The 14,498-nt window shown below is 58.6% G+C and carries 13 protein-coding genes and 1 tRNA gene; 5 read left to right on the top strand and 9 right to left on the bottom strand.

Features of this window, described 5'->3' with window-relative positions:
- Positions 1–628 precede the first annotated feature (628 nt).
- Entirely contained in the window at positions 629–3,526 is a 2,898-nt protein-coding gene (locus ACUN0G_RS21135) for a ribonucleoside-diphosphate reductase subunit alpha (RefSeq protein WP_258347243.1), read from the top strand.
- Between the two features lie 91 nt (positions 3,527–3,617).
- Here the strand turns inward: ACUN0G_RS21135 and ACUN0G_RS21130 are convergent, their stop codons facing one another.
- From ACUN0G_RS21130 to ACUN0G_RS21100, 7 genes are all read right to left on the bottom strand, one after another.
- The gene (locus ACUN0G_RS21130) at positions 3,618–4,712 is read right to left on the bottom strand and encodes a hypothetical protein (RefSeq protein ID WP_445574190.1); all 1,095 of its coding nucleotides are present in this window, start codon (positions 4,710–4,712) and stop codon (positions 3,618–3,620) included.
- A gap of 173 nt (positions 4,713–4,885) precedes the next feature.
- The gene (flgE, locus tag ACUN0G_RS21125) at positions 4,886–6,208 is read right to left on the bottom strand and encodes a flagellar hook protein FlgE (RefSeq protein ID WP_258347245.1); all 1,323 of its coding nucleotides are present in this window, start codon (positions 6,206–6,208) and stop codon (positions 4,886–4,888) included.
- A 31-nt stretch (positions 6,209–6,239) separates the two neighbouring features.
- Entirely contained in the window at positions 6,240–6,968 is a 729-nt protein-coding gene (flgD, locus tag ACUN0G_RS21120; RefSeq protein ID WP_445574189.1) for a flagellar hook assembly protein FlgD, read from the bottom strand.
- A 16-nt stretch (positions 6,969–6,984) separates the two neighbouring features.
- Entirely contained in the window at positions 6,985–7,437 is a 453-nt protein-coding gene (gene flgC / locus ACUN0G_RS21115) for a flagellar basal body rod protein FlgC (RefSeq protein WP_003214244.1), read from the bottom strand.
- 3 nt (positions 7,438–7,440) lie between these two features.
- The gene (gene flgB, locus ACUN0G_RS21110) at positions 7,441–7,848 is read right to left on the bottom strand and encodes a flagellar basal body rod protein FlgB (RefSeq protein WP_003214246.1); all 408 of its coding nucleotides are present in this window, start codon (positions 7,846–7,848) and stop codon (positions 7,441–7,443) included.
- A 235-nt stretch (positions 7,849–8,083) separates the two neighbouring features.
- Positions 8,084–8,911 carry a protein-glutamate O-methyltransferase CheR gene (gene cheR, locus ACUN0G_RS21105; protein WP_258347247.1) on the bottom strand — a complete coding sequence of 276 codons (828 nt, stop codon included), beginning with the start codon at positions 8,909–8,911 and terminating at the stop codon, positions 8,084–8,086.
- 43 nt (positions 8,912–8,954) lie between these two features.
- Entirely contained in the window at positions 8,955–9,887 is a 933-nt protein-coding gene (locus tag ACUN0G_RS21100) for a chemotaxis protein CheV (RefSeq protein ID WP_063027876.1), read from the bottom strand.
- Between the two features lie 80 nt (positions 9,888–9,967).
- Here ACUN0G_RS21100 and flgA point away from each other — a divergent pair, with 80 nt between their 5' ends.
- The 4 genes from flgA (at position 9,968) to ACUN0G_RS21080 (ending at position 12,558) form a co-directional block, all read left to right on the top strand.
- Positions 9,968–10,732 carry a flagellar basal body P-ring formation chaperone FlgA gene (flgA, locus tag ACUN0G_RS21095; protein ID WP_258347249.1) on the top strand — a complete coding sequence of 255 codons (765 nt, stop codon included), beginning with the start codon at positions 9,968–9,970 and terminating at the stop codon, positions 10,730–10,732.
- A 141-nt stretch (positions 10,733–10,873) separates the two neighbouring features.
- Positions 10,874–11,197 (top strand): flagellar biosynthesis anti-sigma factor FlgM, encoded by a 324-nt coding sequence (gene flgM / locus ACUN0G_RS21090; protein WP_003214254.1) that lies wholly within the window; start codon positions 10,874–10,876, stop codon positions 11,195–11,197.
- A gap of 48 nt (positions 11,198–11,245) precedes the next feature.
- A complete protein-coding gene (gene flgN / locus ACUN0G_RS21085; RefSeq protein ID WP_258347250.1) occupies positions 11,246–11,713 on the top strand; it encodes a flagellar protein FlgN in 468 nt (155 codons plus the stop codon).
- A 95-nt stretch (positions 11,714–11,808) separates the two neighbouring features.
- Complete coding sequence (locus ACUN0G_RS21080; RefSeq protein WP_445574188.1) at positions 11,809–12,558, top strand: flagellar brake protein; 750 nt, start codon at positions 11,809–11,811, stop codon at positions 12,556–12,558.
- Positions 12,559–12,619: 61 nt separating this feature from the next.
- Here the strand turns inward: ACUN0G_RS21080 and ACUN0G_RS21075 are convergent, their stop codons facing one another.
- Both ACUN0G_RS21075 and ACUN0G_RS21070 read right to left on the bottom strand, forming a co-directional pair.
- Complete coding sequence (locus tag ACUN0G_RS21075) at positions 12,620–14,002, bottom strand: MFS transporter (protein ID WP_258347252.1); 1,383 nt, start codon at positions 14,000–14,002, stop codon at positions 12,620–12,622.
- Positions 14,003–14,344: 342 nt separating this feature from the next.
- A tRNA-Arg gene (locus tag ACUN0G_RS21070) sits at positions 14,345–14,421 on the bottom strand.
- Between the last annotated feature and the right edge of the window lie 77 nt (positions 14,422–14,498).

Here is a 14,498-nt window from a genome sequence, read left to right as displayed (position 1 = left end):
GCCAGCCCTCTGGCACAAGCACGCAAATGCGTTCGGACATCGTGTTTTTTTGTGATAGGGTTCGCGCCCGCAAAAATCCAACCGGATGTTTTTAACTCGGAATATTCGGTGACAAACGGCGCGATGCAGCAGTACTGCGGCCTACACGCCTGTTCCACGTTTCATACACATTTTACCCACAGCGTTATCCACAGGTAGTGCGTTGCCATACCCCCGAAAACGCATTATCTTGTAGGTCGTCGCCAAAAAAACCCTACATGTAGGGTTTTTGAGGGAAAAGACCAAACACAAATCAGACAAGAAACTCAAGTCCTTTCTTGCTCCTGTTTGGTTGAACTTAAGCCTTTTTCAGAAGACCAAACCGCGCACGCGGATGGCAGCCGTTTTTAGCCCCGATCAGGCACAAACGGTACGGGTGTTGCAGTACGAAGCAGTCACCCACCAGGAATACGGTAAAGAGCCCCAAGCTTGTACCGAAGACTTCGGCATGGAAGCGGCGCGAACAGCTCCCTTCCTCCTGTCCCGAAGTTGTTATGCCAGGCCCTTGGCCTGTTGTAAGTGCTTCAGGACGGAACGGTGGGCACCGTGATGGTGCCCAAATAAATATAGAATGTGGAGACAACCCCCCATGCAAACCGACACAACTCGCGAGAACCCGCAGGGCTCCGTGCCGCAGGCCGCTGATTCGAATCTGGATCTGTCCGCCACCGCGCCCGGCCAATTGCGTGTGATCAAGCGTAACGGGACTGTCGTTCCTTACACCGATGACAAAATCACCGTCGCGATCACCAAAGCGTTTCTTGCAGTTGAAGGCGGCACCGCTGCTGCCTCGTCGCGCATCCACGACACCGTTGCGCGCCTGACCGAACAGGTCACCGCAACGTTCAAGCGTCGCATGCCATCGGGCGGCACCATCCACATCGAAGAAATCCAGGACCAGGTCGAACTGGCCCTGATGCGTGCCGGCGAGCAGAAAGTTGCCCGCGACTACGTGATCTACCGTGACTCCCGCGCCAAGGAACGTGCCGTACGCTCCCCGGCCGAAGAAGCGGCTGTACAAGCTCACCCGTCGATCCGCATCACCCTGGCCGACGGTACGTTTGCACCGCTGGACCTGGGCCGCCTGAACACCATCATCACCGAGGCCTGCGAAGGCCTGGAAGAAGTCGATGGTGACCTGATCCAGCGCGAAACCCTGAAGAACCTGTACGACGGCGTGGCCCTGACCGACGTCAACACCGCCCTGGTAATGACCGCCCGTACCCTGGTTGAACGTGAGCCAAACTACTCGTTCGTGACCGCGCGCCTGCTGATGGACACTCTGCGTGCCGAAGGCCTGGGCTTCCTCGGTGTCGCCGACAGCGCCACGCACCACGAAATGGTCGACCTGTACGCCAAGGCCCTGCCTGCCTACATCGCCAAGGGTATCGAATTCGAATTGCTGAACCCGATCCTGGCCACCTTCGACCTGGAAAAACTCGGCAAGGCAATCAACCACGAGCGCGACCAGCAGTTCACCTACCTGGGCCTGCAAACCCTGTACGACCGTTACTTCATCCACAAGGACGGGATCCGCTTCGAACTGCCGCAAGTGTTCTTCATGCGCGTGGCCATGGGCCTGGCGATCGAAGAGAAGCAGAAAGAAGACCGCGCCATCGAGTTCTACAACCTGTTGTCGTCCTTCGACTACATGTCGTCGACCCCGACCCTGTTCAACGCCGGCACCCTGCGTCCACAGCTGTCCAGCTGCTACCTGACCACCGTGCCGGATGACCTGTCGGGCATCTACCACGCGATCCACGACAACGCCATGTTGTCCAAATTCGCGGGCGGCCTGGGTAACGACTGGACGCCGGTGCGTGCACTGGGTTCGTATATCAAGGGCACCAACGGCAAGTCCCAAGGCGTTGTACCGTTCCTCAAAGTAGTGAACGACACCGCTGTAGCCGTGAACCAGGGTGGCAAGCGCAAAGGCGCTGTCTGTGCTTACCTGGAAACTTGGCACATGGACATCGAAGAGTTCATCGAACTGCGCAAGAACACCGGTGATGATCGTCGTCGTACCCACGACATGAACACCGCCAACTGGATCCCTGACCTGTTCATGAAGCGCGTCTTCGATGACGGCCCGTGGACCCTGTTCTCGCCATCCGAAGTACCGGACCTGCACGACCTGACCGGCAAGGCCTTCGAAGAGCGTTACGAGTACTACGAAGCCCTGTCCCAGTACCCGGGCAAGATCAAGCTGTTCAAGACCATCCAGGCCAAAGACCTGTGGCGCAAAATGCTGTCCATGCTGTTTGAAACCGGCCACCCATGGCTGACCTTCAAAGACCCGTGCAACCTGCGCAGCCCGCAGCAGCACGTGGGCGTGGTCCACAGTTCGAACCTGTGCACCGAGATCACCTTGAACACCAACAAGGACGAGATCGCCGTTTGCAACCTGGGCTCGATCAACCTGCCGAACCACATCGTCAACGGCAAGCTGGACACCGCCAAGCTGGAACGCACCGTGAACACCGCCGTTCGCATGCTCGATAACGTTATCGACATCAACTACTACTCGGTACCACAGGCGCAGAACTCCAACTTCAAGCACCGTCCGGTCGGCCTGGGCATCATGGGCTTCCAGGACGCGCTGTACCTGCAGCACATTCCTTACGGTTCGGACGCTGCGGTCGAGTTCGCCGACAAGTCCATGGAAGCGGTCAGCTACTACGCGATCCAGGCTTCCTGCGACCTGGCCGACGAGCGCGGCGCCTACGAGACGTTCCAGGGTTCGCTTTGGTCCAAAGGCATCCTGCCGCTGGACTCGCAACAGATTCTGATCGAGCAGCGTGGCCAGAAGTACATCGACGTTGACCTGAACGAATCCCTGGACTGGGCACCGGTACGTGCCCGTGTGCAGAAAGGCATTCGTAACTCCAACATCATGGCCATCGCACCGACCGCCACCATCGCCAACATCACCGGCGTGTCGCAGTCGATCGAACCGACGTATCAGAACCTGTATGTGAAATCGAACCTGTCGGGCGAATTCACCGTGATCAACCCGTACCTGGTTCGCGACCTGAAAGCCCGCGGCCTGTGGGACTCGGTCATGATCAACGACCTGAAGTACTACGACGGTTCGGTGCAGCAGATCGAGCGCATCCCGCAAGAACTCAAAGAGCTCTACGCGACCGCCTTCGAAGTGGACACCAAGTGGATCGTCGACGCCGCCAGCCGTCGTCAGAAGTGGATCGACCAGGCTCAGTCGCTGAACCTGTACATCGCCGGCGCATCGGGCAAGAAGCTGGACGTGACCTACCGCATGGCTTGGTACCGTGGCCTGAAAACCACTTACTACCTCCGCGCCCTGGCCGCTACCAGCACCGAGAAGTCGACCATCAACACCGGCAAGCTGAACGCTGTTTCCAGCGGCGGCAACCATGGTGATGATTCGGTTCTCGCAGCACCTGCCGGTCCAGCGCCAGTGCCAAAAGCCTGCGCGATCGACGAGCCGGATTGCGAAGCTTGCCAATAAGCTGAGCCGGTCCCGGGCTTGAATGCCCGGGATTGAAAAGCCCGATAAACCCCGACTGCATAGGGTTTATCGGGCTTTTTCGTTTAACGCCCTAGAGGAATGCGTACGCAATACCCTGCTTTGGCGAGCCGCCCCGCCGGCCCCACAACTCGACTTGCCCACCAATCACCGCCATTGAATGACGATCATAGGCCACGACACCCAGCGTGCCGCTCGCCAGCTCACTGCTTGAGGAGTTCCTGTAGAGCCCCTTCAGCCCAAGGCGATCCAGCGCCTCGTGGGGCATTTCGCCGTTGTTCAGGCTCTGCATCGCATGGGCAAAGCTTCTTTGCGCCTCACCTGGCCTGTCGTCCAGACCATTTCCTTCGATCTGTGCACGCCTGGCACTCGCTGCGAACATGAAATTGGCATCCGTCAGCATCGCCGGATCATCGCCTTTAAATTGTGCATATTTGGCCGCATCCTCGAGGTCCTTCTTAGACAGGTCAAGCTCAAAGCCGTCACGCATTTTCACGTGATAGCCATCCGCCGTCTCTTTCACCTCCTTGAAAACGTCCGTGGGTTTCTGACCGTACCGCATCATCGCCCCCTTTATCGCGGAAACGGTGACGCAGTTGCCATCAGGGCCCTGGCTGAAGCCACTCCAGATATTGTCCGGCTTCTTTCCAGTATTGCTGTTGTCGGGCTTGTAGTTGAAATGCCTTGAACCTTCGGTCAGCGGCTTGTTGCTCATGGGCTCGCCGGGGCCAAAATCATTTCTATTAGCCCCGCCACCACCACCACCACCACCACCACCACCACCTGGCGATGGCGATGGTGGTGGTGCCGGGGATGGCGCAGGAGATGGCGGCGTGTCGTCCGAGTCCGGAAACAATATCTTCAGCAATTGCTTGAGAAACTCAAGCCACTGCCCGGAAGCCTCTTCAATCAGCTTGCTGAGGATTTCCTTGAATTTCTCGTCACCGATCTCCCCTCGCACTTCGTTGAGCTTGTCTCGCAGATCCTGCGCGAGCTGGTTCTTGGAGGTTTTCTCGGCATCATCCAACGCCGTGAGCAGTTTTTTGACCGTTTCCTCGTTAGAAACACCTTTGTTTCTTTCATCGCCCAGCGGATCCGACGTCGCAATACCCCGACCTGAAAAAAACGCGCCCCCGATGACACCACCTGAAACCGACACACTCGCCATAGCCTGCTCTCCACCTGTTGACCTCAGCCTTCTTGGCTTCGTAGGTGGAAAAGCAGGCGTAGGGCGTTCCGCCAAAACCATGTCATCCAGTGACTGCCCTGGACAATCGACAGGCAAAAAAAAAGCCCCTCAACCGAGGGGCTTTTCCAGTGATGCGGCTTAAAGCAACAACATCAGGTCATCTGAATGATGGTCTGCATGATGGTGCTTTGGGTGGAGATGGTCTTGGCGTTCGCCTGATAGTTGCTCTGGGCCTTGATCAGGTCCACCAGCTCGTTGGTCAGGTTGACGTTGGAGTTCTCCAGGGAGTTGGCCACGATCGAACCCAGAGTCCCGACTTGCGGGGTATCAAAACCCGGCTGGCCCGACGCGAAGGTTTCTTTCCAGGTGGTGCCGCCGGCTGGCTGCAGGCCCTGCTCGTTGTTGAAGCTGGCCAGGGAGATCTGGCCGATGGCCTTGCTCTGCTGGTTGCTGAAAGTAGCGAACATTACACCGCTGCCGTCGATTTTCAGCCCGGTGATTTGGCCGGTAGCGTAACCGTCGGTGGTGGGCGGGTTGCGGTAGGTAGCCGAGTTGAACTGGGTGATGTTCGCCATGTTGACGGCCACGCCGTCTGTGTTGGCGGCCGCGCCGTTAGACGTCCAGACGCCATTGACCAGGGCGCCCGGCTTCCAGTCGGAAATGGTCAGGGTGGTGTTCGAAGCAGTGGCTGGCGGGGTGATGATGCCCGAGAGCTTGCCGGCGGTGTCAAACGACAGCGTCGAGGCAACAGGCGCCTTCACGTCAGTACCGGTGCCACTGATCGGCGAACCGTCAGGGTTGCGCCCATCGATCAGGGTGTAGGACTTCCAGGTGTTGGAGTCTGTCTTCACCAGGTACTGCACCATCGGATGCGAGTTGCCCTGGGTATCGTAGAGCGTGGTGGAGTATTGAGTGGTGAAGGTCTCCGACTTGGTCGGATCAAACGGGGTCTTGGTCTGGTCGATCACCGGCGAGGACGAGTTCAGGTTACTGGTGGAATCCACCTTGCTCGAAGCCTTCGGCGGGAGGTACGACAGGTTGAGCTGAAGGTCGGTCAAGCCGCCCTTCTGAATGTTGCCATCGGCGTCCGCCGCGTAGCCTTGCAGGCGCGAGGTGCCGGTGTTGTTGGTGATGTAGCCGTCCTTGTCGGCACGGAAGGCACCGTTACGGGTGTACTCCAGCGAACCGTCGCTGCCCTTCTGCACGAAGAAGCCGCCGCCCTGGATCGCCATGTCCAGCGTGCCGCCGCTGTTGTTGACGTCACCCTGGGTGAACTGCTGGGACACTGCCGCCAGGTTCACGCCGTTGCCGATGCTGTTCTGGCCGGTGCCCAGCTTGGACGCCGCGTAGATATCCGAGAATTCGGCACGGGACGACTTGAAGCCGGTGGTCGCGACGTTGGCGATGTTGTTGCCGGTCACGTCCAGTTGTTTGTTGGCCGCATAGAGGCCGCTAAGGCCGATGTTAAAAGACATTGTTCTCTCCTTTTGCCGTATTTAGCCGGCTCTATGTACCGATAGTCTGAATTTGCGACAGCTTGATACTGCCCATGCCGCCCGCCAGGTTGAGCAGCATTTCGCCGCCGGTCTGGCTCAGGGTCACGCTGGTCACCGTTGCCGGCAGCGAGGTGAGCAGGGCAACCGAGTCGCCCTTGTCATTCTTGGTAGTGGCATTGAAGGAGTAGGTGCCGGGTGGCGCCGTCTCGCCCGCCTCGTTCTTGCCGTCCCAGACAAAGCTGGAATTGCCGGCGCTCTGGGCGCCCATGTCGATGGTGCGAACGACGTTGCCGTCCTTGTCGGTGATCTTGACCGAGACGTTGCCCGTCGCCGCCGTCACCGCCACGGAACCGGTCATGCTCTTGCTCGTATCGACCATGGCCTTGTCGGTCTGGGTGATCACCGAGCGGCCCACCAGCGACGACGCCTGCAGTGCCTGCGAGGAGCTGAAGTTGCTGGAGATCGCATTCACCGAGTCGTTCAGGGTGTTGATGCCTTCCAGGCTGCTGAACTGAGCCAGCTGTGCCACGAACGCGCCGTTGTCCTGGGGCGACAGCGGGTTCTGGTTTTTCAGCTGGGTGACCAGCAGCTGCAGGAACGCGTCCTTGCCCAACGACTGGTTGCCCGTCGCCGACTTGGCTGCATCGCCGACGCTGCTGTTATCTGTCGCCGTCTTGACCTTGGAATTGAAAAGGTCCTGGACCGCCGTGTTCGTCGAACTGGTATCAACAATGGCCATTATTTGGCGCCCCTTATCACTGACCCAGGGTCAGGACCTTCTGCATCATGGTTTTGGCGGTGTTCATCATTTCCGCGTTGGTCTGGAACGAGCGGCTGGCGGAAATCATGTCTGCCATTTCCTCGACCACGTTGACGTTGGGGTAGTACACGTACCCTTTTTCGTTCGCAGCGGGATGGTTCGGTTCGTAGCGGGCTTCGAGGTTGCTCTGGTCTTCGACCACACCGAGCACCTGCACGCCCTGGCCTGCGGCATCCTGGTTCTGGAACAGCGAATCGCCGCTACCACTCTGGCCGCCTTGGCCGCCCTGGAACATGGTGGCGAACACCGGGTGCCGGGCACGGTAGGTCTGGTCAATGCTCGAAGACACGGTCTCGGCGTTGGCGATGTTACTGGCGACGGTGTTGAGGCGCGTGGTCTGGGCGCTCATGCCACTACCGGCAATATTGAAAACACTGGCGAGGGACATGGCTTATTCTCCACGCAGGGCTGACATCAGCCCTTTGAATTTGCTGTTGAGCAGGGTGAAGCTGGCCTGGAAGTTCACCGAGTTCTCGGCGTAGGCCGATTGCTCCAGCTGAGCATCCACGGTGTTCTGGTCGATCGACGGTTGCATCGGCGTGCGATACAGCAGCGACTCGTCACCATTGCCCAGGCCTTGCGCTTCGATATGACGGCTGTTGGTCATGTTCAGGGCGAAGGTGCCGTTCTTGGTCTTGTCTTGCTGTGCAGCGAGCACGGCAGAGAAATCCAGATCCCGAGCCTTGTAGTTCGGGGTGTCGGCGTTGGCGATGTTGTTAGCCAGGACTTCGGCACGCTGGGCGCGGAAGCCCAGGGCTTGTTCGTGGATACCGAGCGCTTTATCGAAGCTGATGCTCATGGCGGAGACCTATAGGGGCTGACCTGCTTTTCGTAACTAGGATTTAGCAAGGGCCATGCCAAGTTGCTGGAGCGCCGTAAATCAAGGGTTTGCGGGGCAATTGCCAGCGGCAATGCCAGAAAAGCGGCAAAGGGTTTCCGCGAAACGCCAGTAAAGCGGCAATGAGGGCTTGCCGCTTTGCGGCCATAAAAAAAGGGAGGCCTGTGCAGGCCTCCCTTTTTTGTTCAAGCATTCTTCACTTGGCCTGGTAAATGATCCCAGGGCTGCACTGCACCATCTGGTAATGATCCGGCAAACCGTTCAACGCCTCGGAAGCGCCCAGAAACAGATAACCACCGCGTTTGAGGGTGCCGTGGATGCGCAACAGAATGTCTTTCTTCACCTCGGCCGAGAAGTAGATCAGCACGTTGCGGCAAAACACCATGTCGAACTTGCCCAGGCTGGCATAACTGTCCAGCAGGTTGAACGAGCGAAACTCCACCCGGCTCTTGATCGGCGCCTTGACGGCCCAACGTCCCGCGCCTTTAGGATCGAAAAACCGCTGCAAACGCTCCGGAGACAACCCGCGCCCCAGTGCCAGGCTGTCGTACTCACCGGTCTTGCAGTTGGTGAGCATGGTGCCGGACAAATCCGTGGCCACAATTTGCGCCCCGGCCTTCAACTGGCCCATGTTGGTCCGCTCGAACTCATCGATGGCCATCGAAATCGAATACGGTTCCTGCCCCGACGAACAGGCGGCCGACCAGATGCGCAGGCGCTGGCCCGGTGCGGCCTTGATCGCTTCAGGCAGCACCTTGTTCTTGAGCACTTCAAACGGATAGGTATCGCGAAACCACAAGGTTTCGTTGGTGGTCATGGCATCGACCACCATCTCCTTGAGCCCGCTGCGCGGCTGGCCCTGGATCCGTTGCACCAACTCCCCGAGGGACTTGATGCCCTGCTGCTCCATCAGTTTGTTGAGACGGCTGGATACCAGGTATTGCTTGTTTTCACCGAGCAATATGCCACAGGCTTTTTCCAGGAAGACCCGGAACTGTTCGAAATCCAAATTACCCGTAGACAATGATACCGCCTCTTAAATCGTGTGACCGCCAGGGAAAAGGCCCCTAGCCGTGATCTGCTGCCTTGATCCGGTCGACTACCCGGGATGCCAGGTCATCAGGGCGGAATTTGGCCAGGAAGTCATCGGCACCGACCTTCTTGACCATCGCCTGATTGAATACACCCGACAACGAAGTATGCAGGATGATGTGTAGTTTTTGCATGCGTGGGTCGTTGCGTATCTCGGCCGTGAGGGTGTAGCCGTCCATTTCCGGCATCTCGATATCCGAGATCATCATCAGGAATTCTTCTTCCGGCTTCTTGCCCTCGTCCACCAGCTTGCGCAGGTAATCCAGGGCCTGTCGACCGTCATTGAGCGCCACCACTTCAACGCCAACCGTCTGCAGGCAACGGGACACCTGTTTGCGCGCCACCGAGGAGTCGTCCACCGTCAACACTCGCAGCGAGATCGCCTTGTGCGCGGTTTCGGCGTCTACCACACCCACCGATATCGCCTCCGACGTCGGAGCCACTTCGGCGAGGATTTTCTCCACGTCGATGATTTCCACCAACTGGTTGTCGACCCGCGTCACTGCCGTGAGGTAGTGATCGCGGCCGGTGCCCTTGGGCGGCGGATGAATCTCTTCCCAGTTCATGTTGACGATGCGTTCCACAGAGCGCACCAGGAAACCCTGGGTCTTGGTGTTGTACTCGGTGATGATCACGAACGGACTCTCACGATCCTGCAAACCCGACGAACCGGTGGCCATGGCCAGGTCAAGAATCGGGATGGTCGCGCCACGGATATTGGCCACACCGCAAACCACCGGACTGGATTTGGGCATGATTGTCAGCTTGGGACACTGCAGTACTTCCCGAACCTTGAAGACGTTAATCCCGTAAAGCTGCTTGCCGTCCAGACGAAACAGCAGCAACTCCAGGCGATTCTGCCCCACCAGCTGTGTGCGCTGGTTCACTGAATCCATTACACCGGCCATGCACAGACTCCTACGCTAAAACTTAGGGGTACGACGCGTCCCCAACACTAAACGGCACGAGCTTTGCTTTTTTATTGGCCATGGACATCAAAACGACAGTTTCCCGACGCCTCCGATCCCCACAGTACCGCAGATTGCTCTGCGTCTCGATGGCGTTGCTTGCCTTGGCTACGGGCCAGCCGGCCCGCGCCGATAACGTCACCTTGCCTGATCTACTTATCGGCGTCACTCAAGGCTTTCTTGAGTTCACTGTAGAAGATTATCTGGCAACGACGCAGACACCGGGCCGCTATGAAATCCAGGTCAACCAATTGGATCCGCGCTTGCGCATGCCCATGTGTGACAGAGAATTGACAGCTTCCCTGGAAAGCCCCGCCCAGCCCATCGGGCGCGTGACCGTGAAGGTGCGCTGCGAAGGCGCCTCGCCCTGGACGGTGTTTGTGCCGGCCCAGGTCAAATTGTTCCGCGACGTCGTGGTGGTGACACGCCCGCTGAAACGCACCGGAATCATTGGTGACGAAGACATTGCGATGCGCGAACGGGACATCAGCCTGATCAATCAGGGCTATCTCACTTCCCTGGATCAGGCGCTCGGGCAGAAACTTACCCGACCAATGGTCGCCGACCAGGTGATTACCCTGGTCCATCTTGAACAGGCCGAAGTGGTGCGCAAAGGTGACCAGGTGGTGATCTCCGCCAGCAGCGGCGGCCTGAATGTAAAAATGCCGGGTGAAGCCCTCTCCAATGGCGGCATGAGTGAACAGATTCGCGTGAAGAACCTCAACTCCAACCGCGTGATCAAGGCCCGGGTGACGGCACCGGGGCAAGTTGAGGTGGCTCTATAGATCACTGGCATCGGACGCCGGCTTTTCCTACACTGTGCGCAAAGCGGTATCGCGTATAGGTTTATTGTCAATCGAGCCTAAAGTTTGTCCGGGTATGGCCGAAAACATGGCAAGCGTCCAAATACCCAGAGGTTTTTTAACATGGTCATCGATTTCAGTCGTTTGAATAACGCCCTGCCAACGCCCGGTTCTTCACGCACCAACGGTGCCAAAGACAGCGTTGAAGCCAAGTCCCAGCCTCTGCCTGCCAAGACAGAACAGGCCGGTGCGAGCCAAAGCGGGGAATCGGTACACCTGAGCAATGAGGCTCAACAGTTGCAAAAGGTCACTGACTCGCTGAGCGATCAGCCGGTTGTCAATAAAGCTCGCGTGGCTGAATTGAAGCAGGCGATTGCGGATGGCAGCTATAAGGTCGACAGCAACCGTGTAGCCAGCAAGCTGCTTAACTTCGAAGCCGAGCGCTAGGCAAAGGCCTGCGCCAGGCTTTTGGACGCTTAAAACCCAAGGCCAGCCATGCACGACGAAAACTTGCTACAACTGATCATTGAAGACCTGCCTCCTGCACAGCAGTTGCTGGAGCTACTTCGGGAAGAGTCCCTGGCCCTGTTTGGCCGGGATATGCGCATGCTGGAAGAAATTCTGGCGCGCAAGCAGTCGTTGATCGTCCTGCTGGAACAGCACGGCAAGAAACGCAGCCAGATTCTCCTCAGCCTGGGCCTCTCCGCCGACCATAAAGGCCTGGAGCAACTTGCCAGCCACTCTACGGTGGGCGACCAGTTGCTGGCCCAAAGCAAAGAACTCAACCAGTTACTGACCCTGTGCCAGGAAACCAACCTCCTCAACGGCCAGGCGATCCAGCTGCAACAAGCCACCACCGCCAATCAGTTGCGTATCCTCCACGGCGGCGAGCCTCCGGCCCTCTACAACGCTCAAGGCTCCACCTCACGCCTGGCCAAGCCAAGCACCCGCAGCCAAGCCTGAAACCAGCTGACACGCGCCCTATCCAAGGCGCGTCACATGCTGGCAAAATGAAAGCACTTGCGTGTAGTCGTATTTTGTCTGGAGATGGAAGAACCGTGTTCAACGCCCCTAACGCGGAAGATGCTCCGCAGCCACCCAAGGTACTCACCACGCCGCTGGAAATCGCTGGCACCTTGCGGATGCTACAAGAGAGCCATGATCCGCTGATCATCACCTTCCACGAACGCAACCAGCGCTTTCAAAGCTACCTGGTGGAAATCGACCGGGAAAGCCAGACGCTGGCCCTGGACGAAATGATCCCGCGGGACGGCGAACGCTACCTTGAGAATGGCGAAGCTTTCCGTATCGAAGGTTTCCACGATGGCGTGCGAGTGGCCTGGGAAAGCAACGGCACCCTGACCATCGACGAAGCTGGCGGCCACCGCATCTACCGCGGCAGCATGCCCGACGAAGTGATCTACCATCAGCGTCGCAATGCCTTCCGCGCCGCCCTGAAGCTGGCACAACTGGTCAGCGTCGAACTGGGTGGCGAAAAACTCAAGGCCCCCATCAGCGGCAAGTTGCTGGACATTTCCGCCACCGGCTGCAAATTGCGTTTCGAAGGGGACATCTCCGAGCGTCTGCAACTGGGCCAGGTCTACGACCGCTTTATCGCCGCCCTGCCCTTTGGCAGCATGACCACCGCGGTGGAGCTGCGGTACCTGCACTTCGAAGAAAGGATCAACACCACCTTCGCCGGCGTACGTTTTCATAACATGAGCGGGCTGGTGCAGCGTCAGGTCGAGCGGTTTGTGTATCAACTGCAGCGTGAAGCTCGCCGCTTCGACAAGGACGATGATTTTTAAACACTAAAGATCGCGATAAAAAAAACGGGCAGTTCCTCAAGGGAACTGCCCGTTTTTGCTTTCAGGGGCGCGCCCTGCTCAGGTCATGGGGGTGCTCATCCGGGTCCGGATGCTCCGGGGGCTCGGTGACCGGTGATGGCTCCTGCACCTCGGGATCGACTTCAGGCTCAGGGTCCGGAACGGCGGTCTGCATCTGCTCCTGCACCACCTGCTCGTCCACGCGCGGGTCGAGGCACGCCACCAGCGGCGAGCTGGACATGCTGTCAGGCATCGCCACGTGATGCAGCGGTGCATCGTCCACCTGATGCAGGTTGGTGACGGCCTTGGGCCGGATGCGCCACACCAGGATCAACGCACACAGGCTGAAAAACGCATACAGCATGTGGCTGCCGAACAGCTTCATCACCACACCGGCCAACAGCGGGCCGACACTGGCGCCGATACCGTAGGTCACCAGCAACATCGCGGTAAGCGACACCCGGCGATCACCTTCGACGTGGTCGTTGGAAAACGCCACGGCCAACGGGTACAGGCAGAACTGCACCAGGGAACACAGAAAGCCTGCGACAAACAGCACTTCCAACGGCACCTGGGTCATGATCGCCAACGGCAACGCAGCCACCGCCAGGCACAGGGCAAAGCAGCGAATCAACAGCGCGCGGTCATACCGATCGGACAACCAGCCCAACGGCCACTGCACCAGCAGCCCGGCAAAAATACAACTACCCATGAACAGACCGACCTGCTCGGTAGTCAGCCCCTGCTGGGACGCGTACAGCGGCGCCAAACCGTAGAACGAGCCCACGATCAACCCGGCGCCCAACACCGTACTGAGGGACTGCGGCACCCGCTTGATAAAGAAGCGCGGTTCCATCGGCGCCGGATGCAGCGGTGCCGGGTGAATACGGCGAGTCATGGCCACCGGTACCAGGCACAGCGCAAAACACAGCGCGACCAGCATCAGCAACTCAAGGCCCAACTCAGGGTGCATCACAAGGATCAGCTGGCCCAGCACCAGGCCGAGGTACGAAGCAATCATATAGCCGCTGAACACCGCACCGCGCTGCTTGGCTTCAGCCTGCTCGTTAAGCCAGCTCTCGATGACCATGTACTGGCACATCATGCCCAGGCCGACAATCATCCGCAGCACAATCCAGGCTGGCAGCCAGTTGATCAGCCCGTGGCCCAACACCGCCGCACCGACGATCCCGGCACAGGTGGCGTAGGCCCGGATATGCCCGACGCGGCCAATCAGGCGGTGACCGATCTTGCCCCCCAATACCAGGCCAAAATAGTTGGCGGCCATCAACGCACCCACCCACAGGCTGTCGACGTGATCCGCTGCCAGGCGCAAGGCCAGGTAAGTACTGAGCAGGCCAGAGCCGATCAGCATCATCAGGGAAGCAAAATAAAGGGCTCGAAAAGGTTTCCAGATCTGGCGCATCGGCGTTCCGAGCGGCTCCTTGCTGTGGGTATCAGGACTACCGGAATGATAGTCCCGGGTCGTCGGGTCCGGACAGCCAAAACACGCGGTTGCCGGGGAATATTTTGCTCATGCCAATTGGCTACGTGTCAGACGCTCGACAGTGACCTGCGAGGTACACGATGCAGACGAATACTTGCGCCGCCCCGCTCGTGCCTCCCGTGTGAACCTCAAACGCGGGCAAGGTTCGGTTGGTGTTTGAAAAGACTGCCGGGCTCAAGCGCCCGGGCACAAAAAAGCCCCGCCAGATAAATCTGATCGGGGCTTCCTGACGTTTCGACCGCGTGGGCAGGAACGATTATGTGGTGTCCCAGGGCCGGTTCGAACGGCCAACCTTCCCCTTAGGAGGGGGATGCTCTATCCAATTGAGCTACTGGGACTAATGACAGCCAACCGGCAAGGAGCACGGCGACGGACGGCGTGCATGTTAACGGCGCAGGTCAATTTTGTCATGTCG

This window comes from Pseudomonas sp. 32A (assembly GCF_052682255.1).
Note: the sequence above shows the minus strand (reverse complement) of the source record. Positions and strands in the feature narration are given on the sequence as shown.

What these genes read in the sequence shown, in the direction of transcription:
- flgA (WP_258347249.1), top strand. Translation starts at nt 9,968, where the DNA reads ATGGACATCAAAACGACAGTTTCCCGACGCCTCCGATCCCCACAGTAC.
- flgD (WP_445574189.1), bottom strand. Translation starts at nt 6,968, where the DNA reads ATGGCCATTGTTGATACCAGTTCGACGAACACGGCGGTCCAGGACCTT.
- ACUN0G_RS21100 (WP_063027876.1), bottom strand. Translation starts at nt 9,887, where the DNA reads ATGGCCGGTGTAATGGATTCAGTGAACCAGCGCACACAGCTGGTGGGG.
- flgM (WP_003214254.1), top strand. Translation starts at nt 10,874, where the DNA reads ATGGTCATCGATTTCAGTCGTTTGAATAACGCCCTGCCAACGCCCGGT.
- ACUN0G_RS21130 (WP_445574190.1), bottom strand. Translation starts at nt 4,712, where the DNA reads ATGGCGAGTGTGTCGGTTTCAGGTGGTGTCATCGGGGGCGCGTTTTTT.
- flgC (WP_003214244.1), bottom strand. Translation starts at nt 7,437, where the DNA reads ATGTCCCTCGCCAGTGTTTTCAATATTGCCGGTAGTGGCATGAGCGCC.
- ACUN0G_RS21075 (WP_258347252.1), bottom strand. Translation starts at nt 14,002, where the DNA reads ATGCGCCAGATCTGGAAACCTTTTCGAGCCCTTTATTTTGCTTCCCTG.
- flgN (WP_258347250.1), top strand. Translation starts at nt 11,246, where the DNA reads ATGCACGACGAAAACTTGCTACAACTGATCATTGAAGACCTGCCTCCT.
- ACUN0G_RS21135 (WP_258347243.1), top strand. Translation starts at nt 629, where the DNA reads ATGCAAACCGACACAACTCGCGAGAACCCGCAGGGCTCCGTGCCGCAG.
- flgE (WP_258347245.1), bottom strand. Translation starts at nt 6,208, where the DNA reads ATGTCTTTTAACATCGGCCTTAGCGGCCTCTATGCGGCCAACAAACAA.
- flgB (WP_003214246.1), bottom strand. Translation starts at nt 7,848, where the DNA reads ATGAGCATCAGCTTCGATAAAGCGCTCGGTATCCACGAACAAGCCCTG.